This is a genomic window from Pseudomonas sp. SK (assembly GCF_012975065.1).
GTDB classification, from domain to species: Bacteria; Pseudomonadota; Gammaproteobacteria; order Pseudomonadales; family Pseudomonadaceae; genus Aquipseudomonas; species Aquipseudomonas anuradhapurensis.
In genome coordinates, this window is the sequence record NZ_CP051857.1 from 986,891 (window position 1) to 1,010,679 (window position 23,789).

The window sequence follows — 23,789 nt, forward strand, 5'->3', positions numbered from 1 at the left end:
GGAGAGACAAATGAAGTTGCCGATCTACCTCGATTACTCCGCGACCACCCCGGTCGACCCACGTGTGGCCCAGAAGATGGCCGAGTGCCTGCTGGTTGACGGGAACTTCGGTAACCCGGCTTCGCGCTCCCATGTCTTCGGCTGGAAGGCCGAGGAAGCGGTCGAGAACGGTCGCCGTCAGGTTGCCGAACTGATCAATGCCGATCCGCGCGAAATCGTCTGGACCAGCGGTGCCACCGAGTCCGACAACCTCGCACTGAAAGGTGTCGCGCACTTCTATCAGACCAAGGGCAAGCACATCATCACCTCCAAGATCGAGCACAAGGCGGTGCTGGACACTGCTCGCCAGCTGGAGCGTGAAGGGTTCGAAGTCACCTACCTGGAGCCGGGCGAAGACGGCATCGTCACCCCGGCCATGGTCGAGGCGGCGCTGCGTGACGACACCATCCTGGTCTCGCTGATGCACGTGAACAACGAAGTCGGCTCGATCAACGACATCGCCGCCATCGGTGAACTGACCCGCTCGCGCGGCGTGCTGTTCCACGTCGATGCCGCGCAGTCGGCCGGCAAGGTCGAAATCGACCTGCAGAAGCTGAAGGTCGACCTGATGTCGTTCTCGGCGCACAAGGTCTACGGCCCCAAGGGTATCGGCGCGCTGTACGTCAGCCGCAAGCCGCGTGTGCGCCTGGAAGCCATCATCCACGGCGGTGGCCATGAGCGCGGCATGCGTTCGGGCACCCTGCCGACCCACCAGATCGTCGGCATGGGCGAGGCCTTCGCCATCGCCAAGCAGGAAATGGCCGCTGAAAACGCGCGCATCAAGGGCCTGAGCGAGCGCTTCTTCAAGCAGGTTTCCAACCTGGAAGAGCTGTACGTCAACGGCAGCCAGACCGCCCGCGTACCGCACAACCTGAACCTGAGCTTCAACTACGTCGAAGGCGAATCGCTGCTGATGTCGCTGAAGGACATCGCCGTATCGTCCGGTTCGGCATGCACCTCCGCGTCGCTCGAGCCGTCGTACGTACTGCGCGCCCTGGGCCGCAACGACGAGCTGGCGCACAGCTCGATCCGCTTCTCCTTCGGCCGTTTCACCACCGAAGAAGAAGTCGACTACGCCGCGCAGAAGGTCTGCGAGGCAGTGAACAAACTGCGTGAGCTGTCGCCGCTGTGGGACATGTACAAAGACGGCGTTGACATCTCCAAGATCGAGTGGGCCGCCCACTAAGCAGTCGCCGGCAAGAGCGGCTCCCTGATGAGGAAGGAATTGCACCATGGCATACAGTGAAAAGGTCATCGACCACTACGAAAACCCGCGCAACGTCGGCAAGATGAATGCCGAAGACCCGGACGTCGGCACCGGCATGGTCGGCGCCCCGGCCTGCGGTGACGTGATGCGCCTGCAGATCAAGGTCAACGAACAGGGCGTGATCGAAGACGCCAAGTTCAAGACCTATGGCTGCGGTTCGGCCATCGCTTCCAGCTCCCTCGCCACCGAGTGGATGAAGGGCAAGACCCTGGACGAAGCCGAAACCATCAAGAACACCCAGCTGGCCGAAGAACTGGCGTTGCCGCCGGTCAAGATCCACTGCTCGGTACTCGCCGAAGATGCCATCAAGGCAGCGGTACGCGATTACAAGCAGAAGAAAGGCTTGATCTAAGTCGCCTGTTGCGAGGTAAGGAGTGCAGATGGCTATCAGCATGACAGAAGCCGCCGCCAACCACGTGCGGCGTTCCCTGGAAGGGCGCGGCAAGGGTGAAGGCATTCGCCTGGGCGTGCGCACCACCGGTTGCTCGGGCCTGGCCTACGTGCTGGAGTTCGTCGACGAACTGGCGGAGGAAGACCAGGTGTTCGAGAACCATGGCGTCAAGGTGATCATCGATCCCAAGAGCCTGGTCTACCTCGACGGCACCGAACTGGACTTCGTCAAGGAAGGGTTGAACGAAGGCTTCAAGTTCAACAACCCCAACGTGCGCGGTGAGTGTGGCTGCGGCGAAAGCTTCAACGTTTGAGGCTGGCTGTGGGTACTCCTTGTCATTTCGCATTGTTTGACCTCCAGCCAAGCTTCCGTCTGGATCTCGACAAGCTGGCCACTCGCTATCGCGAGTTGGCCCGCGAAGTCCATCCCGACCGCTTTGCCGATGCCTCCGAGCGCGAGCAACGCGTAGCCCTGGAAAAGTCCGCAGCCCTCAACGACGCCTACCAGACCCTGCGCAGTGCGCCGCGTCGCGCCCGCTACCTGCTGGCCATCAGCGGCCACGAAGTGCCCCAGGAAGTCACGGTCCACGACCCGGACTTCCTGTTGCAGCAGATGCAGTGGCGCGAGGAGCTCGAAGAGCTGCAGGACGAAGCCGACCTTGATGGTGTCGGTGTGTTCAAGAAGCGCCTGAAGGTCGCCCAGGACACGCTGAACGAGGATTTTGCCGCCTGCTGGGACGCCCCGGGCGAGCGCGACAAGGCCGAGCGCCTGATGCGCCGCATGCAATTCCTCGACAAGCTCGCCCAAGAAGTGCGCCAACTGGAAGAGCGCCTCGACGACTAACCCGGTGCTGCCCGTGATGGCACCTAAGGTATTCAGATAAGCATGGCCCTACTGCAGATTGCCGAACCCGGTCAAAGCCCTCAGCCGCATCAGCGCCGCCTGGCGGTGGGGATCGACCTGGGTACCACCAACTCCCTGGTCGCCGCTCTGCGCAGCGGCCGTAGCGAGCCCCTGCCCGACGCGCAGGGCAACGTCATTCTGCCGTCCGCGGTGCGCTACCTCGAAGGGCGCAACGAAGTGGGGCAGGCTGCGCGTGATGCTGCCTCCAGCGACCCGCTGAACACCGTGCTGTCGGTCAAGCGCCTGATGGGGCGCGGCCTGGCCGACGTCAAGCAACTGGGCGAGCAGTTGCCCTATCGCTTCGTTGGCGGTGAGTCGCACATGCCGTTCATCGATACCGTACAGGGGCCGAAGAGCCCGGTTGAAGTGTCCGCCGACATCCTCAAGGTGCTGCGCGAGCGTGCCGAAGCCACCCTGGGCGGTGAGCTGGTAGGCGCGGTGATCACCGTGCCGGCCTATTTCGACGACGCCCAGCGCCAGGCCACCAAGGACGCTGCGCGCCTGGCCGGCCTCAATGTGCTGCGCCTGCTCAACGAGCCGACCGCGGCCGCCGTGGCCTATGGCCTGGACCAGAACGCCGAGGGCGTGGTGGCCATCTATGACCTGGGCGGTGGCACCTTCGATATTTCCATTCTGCGCCTGACCGCCGGCGTGTTCGAAGTGCTGGCCACCGGTGGCGATACCGCCCTGGGTGGTGACGACTTCGATCACGCGATTGCCGGCTGGATCATCGAGCAGGCCGGCCTGTCGTCCGACCTGGATCCCGCCACCCAGCGCGCATTGCTGCAAACCGCCTGTGCCGCCAAGGAAGCCCTGACCGACGCTGACGTGGTCAGTGTCCGCCATGGCGCCTGGCAGGGCGAACTCAGCCGTGCCGCTTTCGAGGCCATGATCGAACCGCTGGTCGCCCGCAGCCTCAAGGCCTGTCGCCGCGCCGTGCGCGACAGCGGTATCGAGCTGGAGGAAGTCAGTGCCGTGGTCATGGTCGGTGGCTCGACCCGCGTGCCGCGTGTGCGCGAAGCGGTGGGCGCGTTGTTCGGGCGCACCCCGCTGACCTCGATCGACCCTGACCAGGTAGTGGCCATCGGTGCCGCGATCCAGGCCGATACCCTGGCCGGCAACCGCCGTGAGGGTGGCGAACTGCTGCTGCTCGATGTCATCCCGCTGTCGCTTGGCCTCGAGACCATGGGCGGGCTGATGGAGAAGGTGATCCCGCGCAACACCACCATTCCGGTGGCGCGGGCCCAGGAGTTCACCACCTACAAGGATGGCCAGACGGCCATGATGATCCATGTGCTGCAAGGTGAGCGCGAGCTGATCAGCGACTGCCGCTCGCTGGCGCGTTTCGAGCTGCGCGGCATTCCGGCCATGGTCGCCGGTGCGGCAAAGATCCGCGTCACCTTCCAGGTCGACGCCGACGGCCTGCTCAGTGTCGCTGCCCGCGAGCTGGGTTCGGGCGTGGAAGCCAGCATCCAGGTCAAGCCGTCCTACGGCCTGACCGACGGCGAAATTGCCCGCATGCTCAAGGATTCCTTCGAACACGCAGGTTCCGACAAGCAGGCCCGCCAGTTGCGCGAGCACCAGGTGGACGGTGAACGCCTGCTCGAAGCGGTACAGGGCGCCCTGGACGCCGATGGCGAACGCCTGCTCAGCAGTGACGAACGCGAAGCCATCGAATTCCAGATGCAAGAACTACGTGATTTGCTGGCCGGCACCGATGGCGCTGCTATCGAGCAACAGACCAAGCGTCTGTCGCAGGTGACCGACGCATTTGCCGCCCGTCGCCTTGATTCGACGGTCAAAGCCGCACTGGCCGGGCGCAACCTGAATGAGATCGAGGAGTAACCGATGCCGCTGGTGACATTCCTGCCGCACGAGAAATTCTGCCCGGAAGGGCTGACTGTGGAGGTTGAGCCCGGGACCAACATCCTGGAGCTGGCCCACGACCATCACATCGAGATGGAAAGCGCCTGCGGCGGCGTCAAGGCCTGCACCACCTGCCATTGCATCGTGCGCAAGGGCTTCGACTCGCTGCAAGAAGCCGACGAGCTGGAAGAGGACATGCTGGACAAGGCCTGGGGCCTGGAGGCTCAATCGCGCCTCGGCTGCCAGGTGGTCGTCGCTGACCAGGACCTGGTCATCGAAATCCCCAAGTATTCGCTCAACCACGCCGCCGAAGCGCCGCACTGAGGTTTGTTCCATGAGCCTGAAATGGATTGATGTACTTGAGATCGCCATCCAGCTTGCAGAAAGCAAGCCTGACGTCGATCCTCGTTATGTGAATTTCGTCGATCTGCACCGTTGGGTGCTGGCCTTGCCAGAATTCAGCGACGATCCGTCACGCGGCGGTGAGAAGGTGCTCGAGGCCATCCAGGCGGCCTGGATCGATGAAGCCGACTGAACGCGTCCTGCAGGTTAGGCAATCCCCTGGAACCCGCGTATAATTCGCGGGTTTAATTTTTCGCAACACTCATTTTTCTGGAGTTTTCCATGGCTGTTCAACGTACTTTCTCCATCATCAAGCCTGACGCCGTCGCCAAGAACGTCATCGGCGAGATCACCACTCGTTTCGAGAAAGCCGGCCTGCGCGTCGTCGCTTCGAAAATGAAGCAACTGTCCAAAGCCGAAGCCGAAGGCTTCTACGCCGAGCACAAAGAGCGCGGCTTCTTCGCTGACCTGGTTGCCTTCATGACTTCCGGCCCGGTCATCGTTCAAGTTCTGGAAGGCGAAAACGCCGTTCTGGCCAACCGCGAGCTGATGGGCGCCACCAACCCGAAAGAAGCTGCTGCCGGCACCATCCGTGCTGACTTCGCCGTTTCCATCGACGAGAACGCCGTTCACGGTTCCGACTCGGAAGCTTCGGCTGCCCGCGAAATCGCTTACTTCTTCTCCGCTACCGAGCTGTGCGACCGCATTCGCTAAGCGAAGCAGGTCTTGGGTGATTCCATGAGTGACATGACTGGCAAGATCAACCTGTTGGGCCTGACCCTGCAGGAAATGGAAAAATTCTTCGAGTCGATCGGAGAGAAGCGTTTTCGTGCCGGTCAGGTCATGAAATGGATTCACCACTATGGCGTCGACGATTTCGCCGCCATGACCAATGTCGGCAAGGCCTTGCGCGAAAAGCTCGAGGCCGTTGCCGAGATTCGGGGCCCGGAAGTGGTCAGTGAAGACATTTCCGCCGACGGCACCCGCAAGTGGGTGGTGCGCGTTGCTTCCGGCAGCTGCGTCGAAACCGTCTACATCCCCACCGACGACCGCGGCACCCTGTGTGTCTCGTCGCAAGCCGGCTGTGCCCTGGATTGCAGCTTCTGCTCCACCGGCAAGCAAGGCTTCAACAGCAACCTCACCGCCGCCGAAGTGATCGGCCAGGTGTGGCTTGCCAACAAATCCTTCGGGACCGTTCCGGCCAAGATCGACCGCGCCATTACCAACGTGGTCATGATGGGCATGGGCGAACCCCTGCTGAATTTCGACAATGTCATCGCCGCCATGAAGATCATGATGGAAGATCTCGGCTATGGCATTTCCAAGCGTCGCGTCACCCTCTCGACATCAGGCGTGGTGCCGATGATCGACGAGTTGGCCAAGCACATCGACGTGTCGCTGGCCCTGTCGCTGCACGCGCCGAACGACGAACTGCGCAACAAGCTGGTACCGATCAACAAGAAGTACCCGCTGAAGATGCTGCTGGAATCGTGCATGGGCTATATGTCCACCCTGGGTGGCAAGCGCGTGCTGACCATCGAGTACACCCTGCTCAAGGACGTCAACGACCAGCCCGAGCACGCTGCGCAAATGATCGAGCTGCTGCGCGACGTGCCGTGCAAGATCAACCTGATCCCGTTCAACCCGTTCCCGCATTCGGGCTACGAGCGGCCGAGCAACAACGCTATCCGCCGCTTCCAGGACCTGTTGCACCACGGTGGCTTCAACGTCACCACCCGTACTACCCGTGGTGATGACATCGACGCCGCCTGCGGCCAGCTGGTTGGCCAGGTCAACGACCGCACCCGCCGCAGCGAGCGCTATATCGCTGTGCGCCAGCTTTCTGCGGACGCCGACCTGCAAGACAGCGCTGCGCAGCACTGACCGGGACCTTGCCCATGAGCCTGCGCGCCGCGCTGTCGATCCTTGCGCTTTCGCTGCTGGCCGGCTGCGTGTCGGGCGGCGCGGGCGACCCCCTGGCCAGCCGCCAGGGCAGGGCAGAGGCAGGGCGGGCTTATGTGCAGCTTGGCCTGGGCTATTTGCAACAAGGTTTGACCGAGCAGGCCAAGGCGCCGCTGGGCAAGGCCTTGGCCCTGAACAACGACGACGCCGATGCGCATGCCGCCCTGGCGCTGGTGCTGCAGGCCGAAGGCGAGGCCGAAATGGCCGAAAGCCACTACCGCAAGGCACTGCAGGCGCGCCCTGGCGACACGCGAATTCGCAACAATTACGGCAGTTTCCTTTATGCTCAGGGGCGATTTGCCGAGGCCGAGCAGATGTTTCGCCTGGCCAGCGCCGATACCCTGTATCCTGAGCGTTCACGCGTTTACGAGAACCTGGGCCTGACCGCCCTGAAGCTCGAGCGCCGCGACCAGGCGCACGCCTATTTGCTGAAAGCTTTGCAACTCAACCAGCGGCAACCGAAAGCGTTGTTGGAAATGGCTGAGTTGTCCTACGAAAACAGGCATTATGTGCCGGCCCGGGACTACTACGATCGTTTCAGCCAACTGAGCGAACACGATGCCCGTAGCCTGCTGCTGGGCAGCCGCCTTGCCAGGGTGTTCGACGAGCAGGGCAAACTGGCCGAGCTGGGTCAGCAATTACAACGACTTTATCCCGGTACGCCGGAATATCAGCAATACCTGTCGGAGCAACGATGAAAGCCGCGCATCCCGAAGTAGCAGTAGCGCCTGGCCAGAACCCCGGTGAGCTTTTGCGTCAGGCCCGTGAGAACCGGGACTGGTCACAAGCCGAGGTGGCCCGCAAGCTCAACCTCACTGTCAGTTCGTTGAACCACGTGGAAACCGGCGCCTTCGACAAGCTGCCCGGGCATACGTTTGCCCGTGGCTACATCCGCGCCTATGCCAAGCTGATGGACCTGGACCAGGCGGCCCTGGTAGATGCCTTCGACCGCTACACCGGTACTCACGCCAAAGGCAGCGACGTGCACTCGCTGGGCCGTATCGAGGAGCCGGTGCGCCTGTCGCACAACATCCTGCGTGGCGTCAGCCTGCTGTTGCTGGTGGCCGTGGTCGGTGGCGGCTTCGTCTGGTGGCAGGACCAGGGCAGCCTGCGTGGCAAGGACCTGGCCAAGATCGCCCTGGAGCACGTCGAAGTCGAAAGCGCCGACGGTACCACCCAGATTCACCCGCTCGATGAGCCTGAAGACCAGGCCGTTTCGGCTGGCCAGCAGCCCGAGAGCGCGCCGCTGCCGCTGGAGCAGGGCACCAGCGGGCAACCCGCCGCTGTCACCGAACAGGCCCCGGCAAGCGCCGCCGCCGCCGTTGCCGCAGCACCTGCCCCGGCGCCTGCGCAGCCGGCTCCGGCGCAGCCAGCGGTCAGTGCACCGGTGGTGGCGCCTGCGCCGGCTGCGCCGGTCGCTCCGGCCCCGGCGGCTGCTCCGAGCGCCCCGGCGGCGACCGTAGCCGCCGCCGAGCCTGCCACGCCCGCCGTGCCCGCCGAAGTGCCGGCCGGCAGTGGCAAGGTGGCCATCCAGTTCAGCGCCGATTGCTGGACCCAGGTCAGCGATGGCAATGGCAAGGTGCTGTTCAGCGCCATCAAGCGCAAGGGGGACAACCTCGAGCTGACCGGCAAGCCGCCGTTCGCGGTACGCCTGGGCTTTGCCCGTGGCGCCCAGGTCAGCTACAACGGCCAGGCCGTCGATGTTGCCCCGTTCACCAGTGGCGAAACCGCTCGCCTGAAGTTGGGACAGTAAGTCATGCACGGCGAATCTCCGATCAAACGTCGCGAATCCCGCAAAATCTGGGTCGGCAATGTGCCTGTGGGTGGTGATGCGCCCATCGCGGTGCAGAGCATGACCAACACCGACACCAACGATGTGGCCGCCACCGTGGCGCAGATCCAGCGCCTGGTCGATGCCGGCGTGGACATCGTGCGGGTCTCGGTGCCGGACATGGACGCCGCCGAGGCGTTCGGCCGCATCAAGCAGCAGGTCAGCGTGCCGCTGGTTGCCGACATTCACTTCGACTACAAGATCGCCCTGCGCGTAGCCGAACTGGGCGTCGACTGCCTGCGTATCAACCCGGGCAACATCGGCCGTGAAGACCGCGTGCGCGCGGTGGTCGATGCGGCCCGCGACCGTGGCATCCCGATCCGTATCGGCGTCAACGCCGGCTCCCTGGAGAAGGACCTGCAGAAGAAGTATGGCGAACCGACCCCGGCTGCGCTGGTCGAGTCGGCGCTGCGCCACGTCGAGCACCTCGACCGCCTGGACTTCCAGGACTTCAAGGTCAGCGTCAAGGCCTCCGACGTGTTCATGGCCGTCGAAGCCTACCGCCTGCTGGCCAAGCAGATCGTGCAGCCGCTGCACCTGGGCATCACCGAAGCCGGTGGCCTGCGTTCCGGCACGGTGAAATCCGCTGTCGGCCTCGGTATGCTGCTGGCCGAAGGCATTGGCGATACCATCCGTATCTCGCTGGCGGCCGACCCGGTCGAAGAAGTGAAGGTCGGCTACGACATCCTCAAGTCGCTGCACCTGCGCTCGCGTGGCATCAACTTCATCGCCTGCCCGAGCTGCTCGCGGCAGAACTTCGATGTGGTCAAGACCATGAACGAGCTGGAAGGGCGCCTGGAAGACCTGCTGGTACCGCTGGACGTGGCGGTGATCGGTTGCGTGGTCAACGGCCCGGGCGAAGCCAAGGAGTCCCATGTGGGGCTGACCGGCGGTACGCCGAACCTGGTCTATATCGACGGCAAGCCGGCGCAGAAGCTGACCAACGACAACCTGGTCGACGAGCTGGAAAAGCTCATCCGCCAGAAAGCGGCCGAAAAGGCCGAAGCCGACGCGGCGTTGATCGTCCGTGGCTGACACCCGAATTCGTAAGGACTTTTCGTGAGCAAATCGCTGCAAGCCATCCGTGGCATGAACGACATCCTGCCTGAACAGTCGCCGCTGTGGCGCTACTTCGAAGGCACCGTGGCCGGCCTGCTGGATACCTACGGGTACAGCCAGATCCGCACGCCGATCGTCGAGTTCACCGAGCTGTTCAAGCGCTCCATCGGTGAAGTGACCGACATCGTCGAAAAAGAGATGTACACCTTCGAGGACCGCAACGGCGATTCGCTGACCCTGCGCCCGGAAGGCACTGCCGCCTGTGTGCGTGCGGTGCTCGAGCATGGCATCACCGGCAACGGCCAGGTACAGAAACTGTGGTACATCGGCCAGATGTTCCGCCACGAGCGCCCGCAGAAAGGCCGCTACCGCCAGTTCCACCAGATTGGCGTGGAAGTGTTCAACCTGGATGGCCCGGACATCGACGCCGAGCTGATCATGCTGACCTGGCGCCTGTGGGGCCTGCTGGGCATCCAGGACGCGGTCAAGCTGGAGCTCAACAGCCTGGGCACCAGCGAGGCCCGTGCGCGCTACCGCGATGCGCTGGTCGAGTTCCTCTCGGCACGCCTGGAGCAGCTGGATGAAGACAGCCAGCGCCGGCTCAAGAGCAACCCGCTGCGCATCCTCGACAGCAAGGACCAGAACACCCAGGCGGTGCTGGTCGGTGCGCCGAAGCTGGAAGACTACCTGGACGAAGAATCGCGCGTGCACTTCGAGGGCCTCAAGGCCCGCCTGGACGCTGCCGGTATCCCGTTCGTGATCAACACCAAGCTGGTGCGTGGCCTGGACTACTACAGCAAGACCGTGTTCGAGTGGGTGACCGACAAGCTCGGCGCCCAGGGTACGGTCTGCGCTGGTGGCCGCTACGACGGCCTGGTCGAGCAGATGGGCGGCAAACCGACCCCGGGCGTCGGTTTCGCCATGGGCATCGAGCGCCTGATCCTGCTGCTGGAAACCCTGGGCAAGGTGCCCGAGTCCATCAGCCGGCAGATCGACGTCTACCTCTGTGCCTTCGGTGAACAGGCCGAACTGGCTGGCCTGCGCTTGTCCGAAGGCCTGCGTGACCGCCTGCCGGGCCTGCGCCTGGCCGTCAACGCCGGGGGCGGCAGCTTCAAGAGCCAGTTCAAGAAAGCCGACAAGAGTGGCGCGCTGTTCGCGCTGATCCTCGGTGATGACGAGCTGGCCAAGCAAGAGATCGGCTTCAAGCCCCTGCGTGGTCAGGGCGAACAACAGAACATTGCCTGGGATGCTCTGGCTGAGCACCTGGAAACCGCGATCGCGCAGGCGTAACGCGGTTCAACAAGCGAATAGGCGAAAAGGAGTATTGGGGTGTCGAGTACCGATGATGAACTGGCAGGGGTCAAGGACTGGTGGAACCGCAACGGCAAGCCGCTGCTGACCGGTGCCCTGCTGGCTGGCGTGGTGGTGTTGGGCTGGAATACCTGGCACAAGTACCAGAACAATCAGTCGCAAGGTGCCTCGCAGCTGTACCAGGCCTTGCTGGAAACCAGCCTGACGCCCACTGGCCAGCCTGACGCGACCAAGGTCGCGGAACTGGCCGGCAAGCTCAAGAGCGAGTTCGGCGGTACCGCCTACGCCCAGTACGGCAGCCTGTTCGTGGCCAAGGTCGCAGTCGAGAGCGGCAAGCTCGATGACGCCGCTGCCGAGCTGAAAAGCGTGCTGGACAAGCCGGCCGATACCACCCTGGGCGAAATTGCACGGCAGCGCCTGGCTCGCGTACTGGCTGCCCAGAACAAGGCCGAGGACGCCCTCAAGCTGCTCGACGGGGATGCCGACCAGGCCTTCCTGGCCAGCCGTGAAGAATTGAAGGGTGACCTGCTGGTGCAACTGGGTCGTGCCGATGACGCGCACAGTGCTTACGAGAAAGCCAAGGCTGCGTTGTCCGATGAGGCAGCGGTCGGTGGCCTGCAATTGAAGCTGGATGACTTGGCCAAAGGGGACGCGTAAGTGATCGGTTGGAAACATGCAGCAGTGCTGACCCTGGCCGTACTGGCCGCGGGTTGCAGCAGCAACAGCAAGAAGGAACTGCCCCCGGCCGAGCTGACCAAGTTCACCGAGGAAGTGGTGCTGAAGAAGCAGTGGAGCCGTTCGATCGGTGACGGCCAGGGCGAAACCTACAACACCCTGGTGCCGGCCATCGAAAACGACCGCATCTATGCCTCCGACGTCAATGGCGAAGTCTTCGCCCTCGACCGCATCACCGGCGACGTGGTGTGGAAGAAGGACCTCGAGCTGCCGGTTTCCGGTGCTGTCGGCGTCGGCTATGGCCTGGTCATGCTGGGTACCCTCAAGGGTGAAGTGATTGCCCTGGACTCCAGCACTGGCGAGGAGCGCTGGCGCTCCCGGGTGACCAGCGAAGTGCTGGCCCCGCCTGCCAACAATGGTGATGTAGTAGTCGTGCAGACCCAGGACGATCGCCTGATCGGCCTGGATGCCGCTACCGGTGACCGCCGCTGGATCTACGAGAACAGCCCGGCCGTGCTGACCCTGCGTGGCACCGGCGCGCCGATCGTCACCAACCGCCTGGCCGTCGCCGGCCTGTCCACCGGCAAGGTGGTGGCGGTAGACATCAACAACGGTGTGCCGGTGTGGGAAAGCCGTGTGGCGATTCCGCAAGGCCGTTCCGAGCTGGACCGTGTGGTCGATATCGACGGCGGCCTGCTGCTGTCGGGTGGTACCCTGTACGTCAGCACCTACCAGGGCCGCGTCGCGGGCCTGGACCTGGAAAGCGGCCGGGTGCTGTGGCAGCGTGATGCCTCCAGCTACGTGGGTGTCGCCCAGGGCTTCGGCAACGTCTACGTCAGCGAAGCTTCCGGCACTGTCGAAAGCGTCGATGAACGCTCTTCCAGCGCGCTGTGGAGCAACGACACCATGGCGCGTCGCCAGCTGACCGCGCCGGAAGTGTTCTCCAGCTACGTGGCTGTGGGTGACTTCGAGGGCTACCTGCACCTGCTGAGCCAGGTCGATGGCCGCTTCGTCGGCCGTGAGCGTATCGACAGCGATGGCCTGCGTGCCCGCCCACTTGTGGTCGGCGACACCATCTACGTCTTCGGCAACAGCGGCAAGCTCGAGGCACTGACCATCCGCTGAAGCTATGCTTGAAGCCTTGGCGGGCTTCAAGCCGCGGCGCTGGACGCGCCGCCCGAACTCCGGCCGCTGCCTTGCAGCGGCCTTTGCATTTTCAAGAATTCAAGAGTGGAGAGCCGAATGGTTCCCGTAATCGCCCTGGTGGGCCGCCCGAACGTCGGCAAATCCACCATGTTCAACCGCCTGACCAAGACCCGCGATGCCATCGTTGGTGACCTCTCGGGCCTGACCCGTGACCGCCAGTACGGTGATGCCAGCTGGCAGGGTCGTTCCTTCATCCTGATCGACACCGGTGGTATCACCGGTGACGAAGTGGGCATGGACGAGAAAATGGCCGAGCAGTCGCTCATGGCCATCGAAGAAGCCGACTATGTGCTGTTCCTGGTCGATGCCCGTGCCGGCATGACCGCTGCTGACCAGATGATCGCCGAGCACCTGCGCAAGCGGAACAAGGAAGCGATCCTGGTTGCCAACAAGATCGACAACATCGACGCCGATGTCGCCCGCGCCGAGTTCTCGCCGCTGGGCATGGGCAATGCCATTCCGGTGGCGGGCTCCCAGGGCCGTGGCATCAATGCGTTGATGGAGGCCGTGCTCGGCCACCTGCCGCGCGACCAGGTCGAGGAAGCGCTGGACGCCGAAGTCGCCGAAGGCGAAGAAGCGGTGCGCATCCCTGGCCCGAGCGAGAAGGACGGCATCAAGATCGCCATCATCGGCCGCCCCAACGTTGGCAAGTCGACCCTGGTCAACCGCATGCTCGGCGAAGAGCGCGTGGTGGTGTACGACCAGCCGGGCACCACCCGCGACAGCATCTACATCCCGTTCGAGCGCGATGACGAGAAGTACACCTTCATCGACACCGCCGGCGTGCGCAAGCGTGGCAAGATCCACGAGGAAGTCGAGAAGTTCTCGGTGGTGAAGACGCTGCAGGCGATCAAGGACGCCAACGTGGTGATCTTCGTCATGGACGCCCGCGAAGGCGTGGTGGACCATGACCTGAACCTGCTGGGCTTCGCCCTGGAAGCCGGCCGCGCCATTGTCATCGCCCTGAACAAGTGGGACGGCATGGAGCCTGGCGAACGCGACTACGTGAAGACCGAGCTGGAGCGCCGGCTGTTCTTCGTCGACTTCGCCGACATTCACTTCATCTCCGCCCTGCACGGCACCGGCGTAGGCCACCTGTACAAGTCGGTGCAGGCCGCGTTCAAGTCGGCCGTGACCCGTTGGCCGACCAGCCGCCTGACGCAGATCCTCGAAGATGCCGTGAGCGAGCACCAGCCGCCGCTGGTCAATGGCCGCCGCATCAAGCTGCGCTATGCCCACCTCGGTGGTGCCAACCCGCCGCTGATCGTGATCCACGGTAACCAGACCGACAAGATTCCGAAGTCGTACTCGCGTTACCTGGAAAACACCTACCGCCGTGTGCTGAAACTGGTCGGTACGCCGATTCGCATCGAATACAAGGGCGGTGAGAACCCGTACGAGGGCAAGAAGAACACCCTCACCGATCGTCAGGTCAACAAGAAACGCCGCCTGATGTCGCACCACAAGAAGGCCGAGAAGAAGCGTCGCGACAAGAAACGCTGATTTCGCGTCAGCTTCTTCGCGGGCTTGCCCGCTCCCACAGATACGGTACGACCCTTGAGCTACGTGCAGTACCTGTGGGAGCGGGCAAGCCCGCGAATCGCCCTTTGACCCAGCGCAATGCCCCCAGCGTTTCAACCTTTTTCCTGACCGCTCGATCCGCTATGCTCGGACTCTCAACCCGTGCCGGATACACCCCAGGAAAGAGGGCTTCATGATCCGCAGCAAACTGCCGAACGTCGGCACGACCATCTTCACCAGCATGTCCCAGCTCGCCGCGCAGACCGGTGCGCTCAACCTGTCGCAAGGCTTCCCCGACTTCAACGGCCCGCAGGCGCTGCTCGATGCAGTGGGCCGGCATGTGGCTGCCGGGCATAACCAGTATTCACCGATGACCGGCTTGCCGGCGTTGCGCCAGCAGGTGGCGGCCAAGGTCGCGCGGCTATACGGCGCACAGGTGGATGCCGACCAGGAAGTGACCATCACGCCCGGTGCCACCGAGGCGATTTTCTGTGCCATCCAGGCGCTGGTCCATACTGGCGACGAAGTGATCGTCTTCGACCCGTGCTATGACAGCTACGAACCGTCCGTGGAACTGGCCGGTGGCCGTTGCGTGCATGTGCGCCTGAGCGATGGCGACTTCCGTATCGACTGGCAGCAGTTCGCCGATGCGCTCAGCCCGCGCACGCGCCTGGTCATCCTCAACTCGCCGCACAACCCCAGCGGTGCGCTGATCAGCCGTGCAGACCTGGACCAGCTGGCGCAGCTGATCGCCGGCCGCGATATCTACCTGATCAGCGATGAAGTGTACGAACATCTGGTCTATGACGGGGTGCGCCATGCCAGCGTACTGGCCCATGAGCAGCTGTACTCGCGCGCTTTCGTGGTCAGCTCGTTCGGCAAGACCTATCACGTTACCGGCTGGAAGACCGGTTATGTGATCGCGCCGCCGGCGCTGAGTGCCGAGCTGCGCAAGGTGCACCAGTACGTCAACTTCTGCGGGGTGACGCCGCTGCAGTGCGCCTTGGCCGAGTTCATGGCCGAGCACCCCGAGCATATCGATCAATTGCCGGCCTTCTACCAGGCCAAGCGCGACCTGTTCTGCGGTTTGCTGGACAGCTCGCGGTTTCGTTTCACCCGCACGGCGGGTACCTATTTCCAGCTGGTGGACTATTCGCAGATCCGCCCGGACCTGAACGATGTCGACATGGCACTGTGGCTGACCCGTGAGCACGGTGTGGCGAGCATCCCGGTGTCGGTGTTCTACCAGCAGCCCATCCCCGAGCAACGCCTGGTCCGCCTGTGCTTTGCCAAACGAGAGGAGACGCTGCGTCAGGCAGCGGAAAGACTATGCGCGATCTGAGCACACTGCCCAACCTGAAAGTCGCCCTGGTGCAAACCACCCTGGCCTGGCACGACCGCGAGGCCAACTACGCGCACTTCGAGGAGCTGCTGGCGCAGGTCGGCGAGGTGGACCTGGTGATTCTGCCGGAAATGTTCACCACCGGTTTCTCGATGCAGTCGCAGAGCCTGTGCGAGCCTGAGAATGGCCCGACCTACAAATGGTTGAGGGCCCAGGCGAAGAAGTGCAACGCGGTTGTCACCGGCAGCGTGATCATCCAGGCCGCCGATGGCAGCCACCGTAACCGCCTGCTGTGGGCACGGCCGGATGGCGAGATCCTGCACTACGACAAGCGCCACCTGTTCCGCATGGCTGGTGAGCACAAGCACTACACCCCGGGCGAGCGCCAGGTGCAGTTCGAGCTCAAAGGCTGGCGGATTCGCCCGCTGATCTGCTACGACCTGCGTTTCCCGGTGTGGAGCCGCGATGCCCAGGACACCGACCTGCTGCTGTACACCGCCAACTGGCCGGCTGCGCGGCGCCAGCACTGGAACCGCCTGTTGCCGGCCCGGGGCATCGAGAACCTGTGCTATGTGGCGGCGGTGAACCGGGTGGGCACCGATGGCAAGGGCTTCGCCTATTCTGGCGACAGCCAGGTGCTGGACTTCCAGGGCGAGAGCCTGCTCAGTGCCGGGGAGGCGGACGGGGTGTTCACCGCCGTATTGAGCGCGGCGGAACTGGCGGCGTACCGTGCCAAGTTCCCGGCCAACCTGGATGCCGATACCTTCGAACTCCATTGAGCTGCCACTGGCCCCTGTAGGAGCGGCCTTGTGTCGCGAAGGGCCGCAGAGCGGCCCCAGGGTTCTGGTGGCGATGCGAAGATTGCCGGGGCCGCTTTGCGGCCCTTAGCGACACAAGGGCGCTCCTACAGAGGTTGCGTTATCAGTACACATCCCGTCGGTAGCGTCCATCCTCGATCAGTTGCTGCACTACTGCTTCGCCCAGGATGCCATTGAGCGCCGTGTCGACACCCGCCGCCATCCCTTGCAGGCTACCGCAGACATATACACAGGCGCCGTCGTGCATCCAGCGCTTGAACTCATCGGCCTGTTGCCACAACACATCCTGCACATACACCTTCTCGGCCTGGTCCCGCGAAAACGCCAGGTCCAGGCGCGCCAGGTCGCCGCTGGCCAGCCAGCCTTGCAGTTCGTCGCCACACAACAGGTCGTGCGCCCGGTTGCGCTCGCCAAACAGCAGCCAGTTGCGCTGCTCACCTGCATTCACCCGCGCGCGGATCAGGCTGCGCAGGCCGGCCAGGCCGGTGCCGTTACCGATCAGCACCAGCGGTGCCGCCGTTTCCGGCAGGTGGAAGCTGCTGTTACGCCGCACCCGCAGGCTCAGCGTGCCGTTCAGCGGCAGGTACTCGGTCAGCCAGCCGGAGCCCAGGCCCAGGTGGCCATCGGCGTGGCGTTCCTGGCGCACGATCAGTTCCAGCACGCCATCGCTGGCGATCGAGGCGATCGAGTATTCGCGGCTGCCGATCGGCACCAGTGCATCGGCCAGCGCTTGCGGCTGCAAGCCGACCAGATGCTCGCGACGGGCCGGCAACTGCCGGCCGGCCAAGGCTTGGGCGAGGGTTTCAGCCAGGCCGTTCACCTGCACCTGGGCCCCGGCATCCAGCGCCATGCCAGCGAGGAAGGCGTCGATCCGCGGCTGGCCATTGAGTGGCAGGATCTCGACCAGGTCGCCGGCTTCCCAGCTGGCGGGCTGTTGCGGCTGCAGGCCGAGCAGGTACACCGGTTGGCCCTGGCTGCCCGGGTTGAGCAGTACCCGGCGCACCAGTGACCAGTTGCCGAAGCTCGGCGGCTGCCAGGCCGCCACTGGCTGGGCGCCAGTCAGTTGCGCCAGTTGCTGCTGCCACTGCTGCAGGGCGGCCTGGTCGGCGTTGTCCACTTCCACCGGGCTGAATGCGCTGCTGGCACCGCGCTCACCCAGCCACGCCTGCAGGCGCCGGGCGAAGCCGCAGAAGTGCGGGTACTGGCGGTCGCCGAGGGCGAGCAGGGCATAGCTGAGGTTGTTCAGCGCCCAAGGCTGGCCGAGCACCTTGCGCTCGAACACGCGGGCGCTGTCCGGGGCTTGGCCGTCGCCGAAGGTGCTGACCACGAACAGCGCACGGCGGGCCTGGCGCAGGTCGCTTTCCCCTAGTTCGGCCAGGGCGCGCACCTGTACCGCCAGGCCGGCAGCCTGCAACTGACCGGCGCTCTGCCAGGCAAGCTGCTCGGCCAGGCCACTCTGGCTGGCAAACCCGATCAGCCAGCTGTCGCCGCTGCCATGGCTGTCGGCGACCTTGCCACGTGCGGCGCGCACCTGGCGCTTCTTGCGGCGGCGGTCGAGGTACAGCAGCCAGCCGGTGACGAAGAACAGCGGCATGCTCAGGCTGGCGAGGGTGACGATGATGCGCCCCGGCAGGCCGAAGTATTCGCCGACATGCAGGGCGTAGACGCTCTGCAGCAGTTGCGCCTTGAAGGATTTTTCGCTGTAGCGGTCATGCTTTTTTACCTGGCCGGTGGCTGGGTCCAGCACCAGGGTGTTGAAGGCACGCGGATGGTCGGCGTTTTCCAGCAGGTAGAACAGGTTGGCCGGTTGGCCGCCCACCGGTGGCAGGCGCAGGTTGTACATGGCCAGGCCCGGGCCCGCAGCGTCCTTCAGGTTGGCCCAGATCGCGTCATAGTCGACCACCAGCGGCGGGGCGTTCTTGTCGCTGTGCTGCGGCCCGTGGCGGCCACGGCCTTCGCCACGTTGCTGCTGGCCGCTGGCTGGGGCGTCGGCCAGCAGCCGGTTCAGGCCTTCGCGGTACCACTCGTAGGACCAGAACAGCCCGGTCAGGGCGAACAGCAGGTAGAACAGCAGGCACCAGGTGCCGGCCACGGCGTGCAGGTCCCAGTTGAACGCACGGCCCGTCTTGGCCCAGTCGAGGGTCAGCCAGGCGCGCCAGTCCAGCGCATTGCGCGGCCAGCGCAGGTACAGGCCGGACAGGCAGAAGAATACCAGCATCAAGGTGCAGGCACCGGTAATCTGCCGGCCAGTGTCGCCCATGGCCAGAAAACGGTGCAGGTTGAGCATGAGGTTGAAGAAGCCTTGGCCGGCTGCTTCACCCTTGAGTTCGCCGGTGTAGGGGTCGGCATAGCGCAGCTGGCCACGGCGCTCGCCCGGTGGCGGCGTGAAGAAGATACGTGCGGCATTGCCGTCGCGCACGTCAACCCACAGCATTGCCACCTTGTCGTGTTGCTGGGCCTCCACCCGCCGTACCAGCTCGGCCGGCGGCAGCACGCCTTCGGTGCGCACTTCTACCTTGAGGACATCGGCATTGAAGGCACGCAGCAGTTCGTCCTGAAACGAATACAAGGCCCCGGTAATGCCCATCAAGGCCAGCACCAGGCCAGCGCTGATGCCGAACAACCAGTGCAACTGGAACAGCGTCTTTTTCACGTAATGCGGTCCTTGGAAACGGTTCGGCCTGTGGGGCGGGCGGCGAGCGACAGTAAATTGAGTCGCCTTACATATCAATCTCGGAATAGGCCAATGTCATACATGTTATCCAGGAGCTTTACCGCGCAGATTTCCGTACTTGGCGAAGAACACCAGAAACGATTGGGTGTAACACTTTCATCTGTGCCTGCCCAGAGTGGTTGGCTGACGACAGTTGAGGGCGATGAACGTAGCCTGCCGATTGATTTCAGGTTCGATTTCATCCATCGCGAGTCTGACGCGCGCCTGCATTACAGGATTACCAGTGTCACGCGCGCGGGAGGTTACTGGCAAACGCAGCTCAATCTCAGCCGCAATGGTTATGCAGGGTTGTATCGGGTGGACGCCGAAGACACCCGCTGGAAAGTCGAGCCGCTCAATGCCTGGAACGATGAGTCCGATCTGCAATTTCACCTGCGCACGGCCAGTGGTGAACGCCTGGGTAGAACCCACGACGGATTGCTCAATGCGTGCGAAGGAAATGTCGTCGTATTCAAAGCCAAGGTTATAGGTTACTGACAGCTGCCACATCACTCCTGGGCCAGGGCCCAGGAGTTTCTCACGATCAGAAGTGCACGCTGGTGGTCAACAGCGCAGTCCGCCCGGCCGCCTGGTTGGCGAAGTGGGTCGAGAACGCCTTGTCGTAGTACACCTCGTTGGTCAAGTTCTGCACGTTCAGCTGCAGGTCGACATTCTTGGTCAGCTTGTAGGCGGCCATGGCGTCGTAGCGCACGTAGCTGTCGACCATGGTGGTGTTGGCTACGTTGCCATATACGTCATCCACGTAGAACGCGCCACCGCCGACGGTCAGCTTGGGCGTAATGGCGTAAGTGGTCCACACGCTGGCACTGTTGTTCGGCGTATTCGGCAGCTGGTTGCCATCGTTGGCCTTGCCCATCGGCCCGCCGTCGATCTGGCGGGCTTGCAGGTAGGTGTAGCCGGCGAACACCTGCCACTTGTCGGTCAACTTGCCGCTGGCCGACAGCTCGATGCCTTGGACCCGGGTTTCGCCGACGTTTTCGTAACTGGTAGTGTCCACCTGCACACGGGCGTTTTCCTTCTCGGTGCGGAAGATCGCGGCCGCCAGCGACAGGCGTTCGTCCAGCAAGTCCCACTTGGTACCGATTTCGTAGTTGCTGGTTTCTTCCGGTTCCAGGTCGCTGCTGAGAATGTTGCCGCCGCGGTCAGTGGTGCCTGACTGTGGGTTGGTCTCGGTACCTTCGCCGAGCATGGCGCCAGGCGGAGTCGCGGATGTGGCGTAGGAAACATAGATGCTGCCGTTCTCGGCCGGCTTCCAGACCAGACCCAGCTGGCCGGTGAAGAATTCGCTCTTGTCGCGGCCTTTGAGAGGGACGCCATTCTTGTTCACGCTGGTTGCGCCATTGGCGTTGTAGGTGCGGAAGCGGGTATCGAAGTGGTCGTAACGCAGGCCCATGTTCAACAGCCACTGGGGCGTCAGCTCCAATGTGTCGAACGCATAGATCGCCCGGGTCTTGCCGCTGGTCTTGGTACCGGCGTAGTTGCGCGTGACGGTGCCGTCCCAGGCGTCGTCCGGGTTCGGGTCGCTCAGCGAGGTGCAGCTACCGCCATTGCCGGGCCCGCTGCAGGTGAGCTTGCTGTTGGGCGTGACGGTGTAGCTCTGGCGGTCGGAGTCTTCCTTGCTGAGCTCGATACCGGTGGAAAAGCTGTTCTTGAAACCTGCCACGAAGAACTCGCCGAACAGGTCGGTCTGGTTGGTGGTGGTAGCGGTATTGCCCACACGGCTGTTGGCGCGACGCCATACACCGTTGTTGTTCACGTTGCCGGCACTGTCGTCCGGCTGGGTCAGCACATAGTCCTGCATGCTGTTGCCGTGACGCAGGGTGTTCTTGATGGTCAGCGAATCGCTGAGGTCATGCTCGATGGCGATGGTCGCGATATCGGTGCGGGTCTTGCGGAAGTCGCGGCCGGTCAGGCCGTAGAAGTTGTCGCTGTCACCGCCGTCGATCGGCTTGCTCGGATGGGCCGAAGTACGCGCGTTACTGCCACCAGCCGGGATGCTGTAGGGGATGCCGGAATCCGGCAGGTCGTCGCTTTCCAGGTGGTAGTAGTCGAGGTTGACGCGGGTCGGCGTGCCCAGGCCGAAGGCCAGCGACGGGGCGATACCCCAACGGTCGTAGTTGACCTTGTCACGGCCGGCGACGTTGCTTTCGTGGGTCATCAGGTTCAGGCGCCCGGCCGCGCTGTCGCTGAACTGGTAGTTGCCATCGAAGGTGTAGCGCTGGGTCTGGTCGCTGCCCCAGGTCCAGGCGCCGTCCAGCGAGTTGCCCAGGTGCGCGCGCTTGCTCACCAGGTTGATGGTGCCACCCGCGGCGCCGCGGCCACCGATGGCAGAGTTCGGGCCCTTGGCCACTTCCACCGATTCGATGGCGAAGATCTCGCGGGTTTGCGCGCCGGTATCACGTACACCATCCAGGTAAGTGTCGCCCTGGGCATCGAAGCCGCGGATGAACGGGCGGTCGCCTTGCGGGTTGCCACCTTCGCCAGCACCGAAGGTGATGCCCGGCACGGTGCGCAGGGCGTCCTGCAGGGTCAGGGCGGTGGTGTCCTTGATCACTTGCTGCGGGATCACGGTGACCGAGCGCGGGGTGTCCACCAATGGCGCGGTGTACTTCTGCGAGGAAGCCTTCTCGACCTTGTAGTCGGTGCTGGCCTGTTCGGCCTTGCCCTGGACGCTGGTGGCATCCAGGGTGATCGCGTTGCTGGCGGCCGGGTCGGCGGCGTAGGCCGTCGAGGCGCTGAGGGCAACGCCGATGGCGGAGGCGATCAGGCGTGGTGAACTCACTGCAGTTGGTACGGATTGGCGCATTGCTCAGGACCTTCCCCAAGGTTTCAAGGCCGCGGATCTTAATGTAAGCAATTAAGAGTCTCAATTGAGATCGGTTACCATTCGCGAATAATTTACAAACTTTACAATTTGCCTTTACGGTTTCATCCGCCTGTAGCGTCTTGCCGGATGGATAGGGCTTGTGAAGCGCAAAAGGGAATCAATATCATTGGTCCCCCTTTCTGTTGCCAATGGTGCTGACGCCATGCTGCTTCACATCCCCGGCCTGTTCGACGCCGATGAACTGGCCCGTATCCGCGAGGCGCTGGAACAGGCCGACTGGGCTGATGGCAAGATCACCGCTGGCTATCAGTCGGCCAAGGCCAAGCACAACCTGCAGCTGCCGGAAGGCCACCCGCTGGCCAAGGAGATCGGCAGTGCGCTGATCGAGCGCCTGTGGAAAACCCCGCGCTTCATGTCGGCGGCCTTGCCGCACAAGGTGTTCCCGCCACTGATCAACTGTTACCGCGAGGGCGGCAACTTCGGCTTCCACATCGATAATGCCCTGCGCCAGCCCAAGGGCAGCCCGGAGCGGGTGCGCACCGACCTGTCCTCGACCTTGTTCCTCAGCGACCCGGAAAGCTACGACGGCGGCGAGCTGGTGATTCAGGACACCTTTGGCGAGCAGCAGGTCAAGCTGGCCGCCGGTGACCTGGTGCTGTACCCGGGCACCAGCCTGCACAAGGTCAACCCGGTCACTCGTGGCCAGCGTTACGCCGCGTTCTTCTGGACCCAGAGCCTGGTCCGCGAGGACAGCCAGCGCGCCTTGCTGTTCGAGATGGACAATGCCATCCAGCAACTGACTGCCGATGTGCCGGACCATCCTGCGTTGCTGCAGCTGACCGGCACCTACCACAACCTGCTGCGCCGCTGGGCGGAGGTCTGAAACGTGTCCTACCCGTTGCGACGTGAGGAAGTACTGGATGTGGCCGGGTTGCAGGCCATGCTCGAAGAGCGTCCTGGCAAGGCCGCCCAGGCGATCCTGGCGGCGGCGGGGCAGGGTGTGGTCGAGGCCCAGTTGCTGCTGGGGCAGATCCTGCTCGACGGGCGGGGTATCGAAACGGATGCCGGCGTGGCCCGGCGCTGGTTCGGCATTGCTGCCCAAGGCGGCAGCGCCATGGCGCACAACATGCTGGGGCGGTGCCTGGAGCATGGCTGGGGCGGCAGCGTAGACCTTGCGCAGGCTGCCATCCACTATGCCCGGGCAGCCGATGCGGGGTTGGACTGGGGGCTCTACAACCTGGGCAACCTGTTGGCCACCGGCCGTGGCGTACCGGCCAACCAGGCGCAGGCACTGCTGTGCTACGAGAAGGCCGCACACATGGGGCATGCCAAGTCGATGAACCTGTATGGGCGTTACCTTGAACAGGGCATTGCCACCGCGCCCAGCCCGGCGCGGGCGGTACGCTGGTATCGGCGTTCGGCCGAGGCGGGGGATTTCCGCGGCATGTTCAGCCTGGGCCTGGTGCTGGTCGAACGCGGGCAGATGGTCGAGGCCGGGCGTTGGCTGGAGCAGGCTCGGCTCGAGGGCAACATGAACTTCCTGCGCAGTGCGCTGGCGACCTTGCAGGGCGCGGGGCCGGTGCTGATGGCTGTTGCGGCGCGCTATGCCGAAGAGATCGAACGGCGCGGGAAATGAGGTTTGGCTGTGCTGGCCGGATCGCCGGCGCCGCACTGCACAAATGAAAACGGGGCCTC

The 23,789-nt window shown here is 63.7% G+C and carries 23 protein-coding genes; 21 read left to right on the plus strand and 2 right to left on the minus strand.

Going from position 1 to position 23,789, the window contains the following annotated elements; all coding sequences use genetic code 11:
- The first annotated feature begins 10 nt into the window (after nucleotides 1-10).
- The 18 genes from HG549_RS04545 (at nucleotide 11) to HG549_RS04630 (ending at nucleotide 16,494) form a co-directional block, all read left to right on the plus strand.
- The gene (locus HG549_RS04545) at nucleotides 11-1,225 is read left to right on the plus strand and encodes an IscS subfamily cysteine desulfurase (protein ID WP_170028346.1); all 1,215 of its coding nucleotides are present in this window, start codon (nucleotides 11-13) and stop codon (nucleotides 1,223-1,225) included.
- 46 nt (nucleotides 1,226-1,271) lie between these two features.
- Nucleotides 1,272-1,658, plus strand: a complete 387-nt coding sequence (gene iscU, locus HG549_RS04550) for a Fe-S cluster assembly scaffold IscU (protein ID WP_003248539.1) — start codon at nucleotides 1,272-1,274, stop codon at nucleotides 1,656-1,658.
- A 28-nt stretch (nucleotides 1,659-1,686) separates the two neighbouring features.
- Complete coding sequence (gene iscA / locus HG549_RS04555) at nucleotides 1,687-2,010, plus strand: iron-sulfur cluster assembly protein IscA (protein ID WP_170028347.1); 324 nt, start codon at nucleotides 1,687-1,689, stop codon at nucleotides 2,008-2,010.
- A gap of 8 nt (nucleotides 2,011-2,018) precedes the next feature.
- A complete protein-coding gene (hscB, locus tag HG549_RS04560; RefSeq protein WP_170028348.1) occupies nucleotides 2,019-2,540 on the plus strand; it encodes a co-chaperone HscB in 522 nt (173 codons plus the stop codon).
- A 42-nt stretch (nucleotides 2,541-2,582) separates the two neighbouring features.
- Nucleotides 2,583-4,445 carry a Fe-S protein assembly chaperone HscA gene (hscA, locus tag HG549_RS04565; protein WP_170028349.1) on the plus strand — a complete coding sequence of 621 codons (1,863 nt, stop codon included), beginning with the start codon at nucleotides 2,583-2,585 and terminating at the stop codon, nucleotides 4,443-4,445.
- Nucleotides 4,446-4,448: 3 nt separating this feature from the next.
- Nucleotides 4,449-4,790, plus strand: coding sequence for an ISC system 2Fe-2S type ferredoxin (gene fdx, locus HG549_RS04570; RefSeq protein WP_170028350.1), 342 nt, complete (start codon nucleotides 4,449-4,451; stop codon nucleotides 4,788-4,790).
- 10 nt (nucleotides 4,791-4,800) lie between these two features.
- Nucleotides 4,801-5,001, plus strand: coding sequence for a Fe-S cluster assembly protein IscX (iscX, locus tag HG549_RS04575; RefSeq protein ID WP_110699949.1), 201 nt, complete (start codon nucleotides 4,801-4,803; stop codon nucleotides 4,999-5,001).
- Nucleotides 5,002-5,090: 89 nt separating this feature from the next.
- Nucleotides 5,091-5,522, plus strand: coding sequence for a nucleoside-diphosphate kinase (ndk, locus tag HG549_RS04580; protein WP_023382208.1), 432 nt, complete (start codon nucleotides 5,091-5,093; stop codon nucleotides 5,520-5,522).
- Nucleotides 5,523-5,546: 24 nt separating this feature from the next.
- On the plus strand, nucleotides 5,547-6,692 hold the full coding sequence (gene rlmN, locus HG549_RS04585; protein ID WP_170028351.1) for a 23S rRNA (adenine(2503)-C(2))-methyltransferase RlmN: 1,146 nt from the start codon (nucleotides 5,547-5,549) through the stop codon (nucleotides 6,690-6,692).
- 14 nt (nucleotides 6,693-6,706) lie between these two features.
- Nucleotides 6,707-7,468: a type IV pilus biogenesis/stability protein PilW gene (gene pilW / locus HG549_RS04590; protein ID WP_170028352.1), complete on the plus strand. Its 762-nt coding sequence runs from the start codon at nucleotides 6,707-6,709 to the stop codon at nucleotides 7,466-7,468.
- The gene (locus HG549_RS04595) at nucleotides 7,465-8,523 is read left to right on the plus strand and encodes a RodZ family helix-turn-helix domain-containing protein (protein WP_170028353.1); all 1,059 of its coding nucleotides are present in this window, start codon (nucleotides 7,465-7,467) and stop codon (nucleotides 8,521-8,523) included. Before pilW ends, HG549_RS04595 begins: the two co-directional genes overlap by 4 nt.
- Before the next feature lie 3 nt (nucleotides 8,524-8,526).
- A complete protein-coding gene (ispG, locus tag HG549_RS04600; protein ID WP_038408727.1) occupies nucleotides 8,527-9,636 on the plus strand; it encodes a flavodoxin-dependent (E)-4-hydroxy-3-methylbut-2-enyl-diphosphate synthase in 1,110 nt (369 codons plus the stop codon).
- A 24-nt stretch (nucleotides 9,637-9,660) separates the two neighbouring features.
- Complete coding sequence (gene hisS / locus HG549_RS04605; protein ID WP_075043833.1) at nucleotides 9,661-10,950, plus strand: histidine--tRNA ligase; 1,290 nt, start codon at nucleotides 9,661-9,663, stop codon at nucleotides 10,948-10,950.
- A gap of 39 nt (nucleotides 10,951-10,989) precedes the next feature.
- Nucleotides 10,990-11,628 (plus strand): tetratricopeptide repeat protein, encoded by a 639-nt coding sequence (locus HG549_RS04610; protein ID WP_170028354.1) that lies wholly within the window; start codon nucleotides 10,990-10,992, stop codon nucleotides 11,626-11,628.
- A complete protein-coding gene (gene bamB / locus HG549_RS04615) occupies nucleotides 11,629-12,771 on the plus strand; it encodes an outer membrane protein assembly factor BamB (RefSeq protein ID WP_170028355.1) in 1,143 nt (380 codons plus the stop codon).
- A 117-nt stretch (nucleotides 12,772-12,888) separates the two neighbouring features.
- Complete coding sequence (gene der / locus HG549_RS04620; protein ID WP_170028356.1) at nucleotides 12,889-14,355, plus strand: ribosome biogenesis GTPase Der; 1,467 nt, start codon at nucleotides 12,889-12,891, stop codon at nucleotides 14,353-14,355.
- 211 nt (nucleotides 14,356-14,566) lie between these two features.
- A complete protein-coding gene (locus HG549_RS04625) occupies nucleotides 14,567-15,715 on the plus strand; it encodes a pyridoxal phosphate-dependent aminotransferase (RefSeq protein ID WP_170028357.1) in 1,149 nt (382 codons plus the stop codon).
- On the plus strand, nucleotides 15,703-16,494 hold the full coding sequence (locus HG549_RS04630) for an amidohydrolase (protein ID WP_170028358.1): 792 nt from the start codon (nucleotides 15,703-15,705) through the stop codon (nucleotides 16,492-16,494). Before HG549_RS04625 ends, HG549_RS04630 begins: the two co-directional genes overlap by 13 nt.
- A 142-nt stretch (nucleotides 16,495-16,636) precedes the next feature.
- Here HG549_RS04630 and HG549_RS04635 read toward each other — a convergent pair whose 3' ends face one another.
- The gene (locus HG549_RS04635; RefSeq protein WP_170028359.1) at nucleotides 16,637-19,186 is read right to left on the minus strand and encodes a sulfite reductase flavoprotein subunit alpha; all 2,550 of its coding nucleotides are present in this window, start codon (nucleotides 19,184-19,186) and stop codon (nucleotides 16,637-16,639) included.
- Nucleotides 19,187-19,279: 93 nt separating this feature from the next.
- Here HG549_RS04635 and HG549_RS04640 point away from each other — a divergent pair, with 93 nt between their 5' ends.
- Complete coding sequence (locus HG549_RS04640) at nucleotides 19,280-19,744, plus strand: hypothetical protein (protein WP_170028360.1); 465 nt, start codon at nucleotides 19,280-19,282, stop codon at nucleotides 19,742-19,744.
- A 46-nt stretch (nucleotides 19,745-19,790) separates the two neighbouring features.
- On the opposite strand, the gene HG549_RS04645 is transcribed toward HG549_RS04640, so the two are convergent.
- Nucleotides 19,791-22,073: a TonB-dependent siderophore receptor gene (locus HG549_RS04645; RefSeq protein WP_170028361.1), complete on the minus strand. Its 2,283-nt coding sequence runs from the start codon at nucleotides 22,071-22,073 to the stop codon at nucleotides 19,791-19,793.
- 223 nt (nucleotides 22,074-22,296) lie between these two features.
- Here HG549_RS04645 and HG549_RS04650 point away from each other — a divergent pair, with 223 nt between their 5' ends.
- Nucleotides 22,297-22,977, plus strand: a complete 681-nt coding sequence (locus tag HG549_RS04650; RefSeq protein ID WP_170028362.1) for a Fe2+-dependent dioxygenase — start codon at nucleotides 22,297-22,299, stop codon at nucleotides 22,975-22,977.
- A 3-nt stretch (nucleotides 22,978-22,980) separates the two neighbouring features.
- Nucleotides 22,981-23,730 carry a tetratricopeptide repeat protein gene (locus tag HG549_RS04655; RefSeq protein ID WP_170028363.1) on the plus strand — a complete coding sequence of 250 codons (750 nt, stop codon included), beginning with the start codon at nucleotides 22,981-22,983 and terminating at the stop codon, nucleotides 23,728-23,730.
- Nucleotides 23,731-23,789 lie beyond the last annotated feature (59 nt).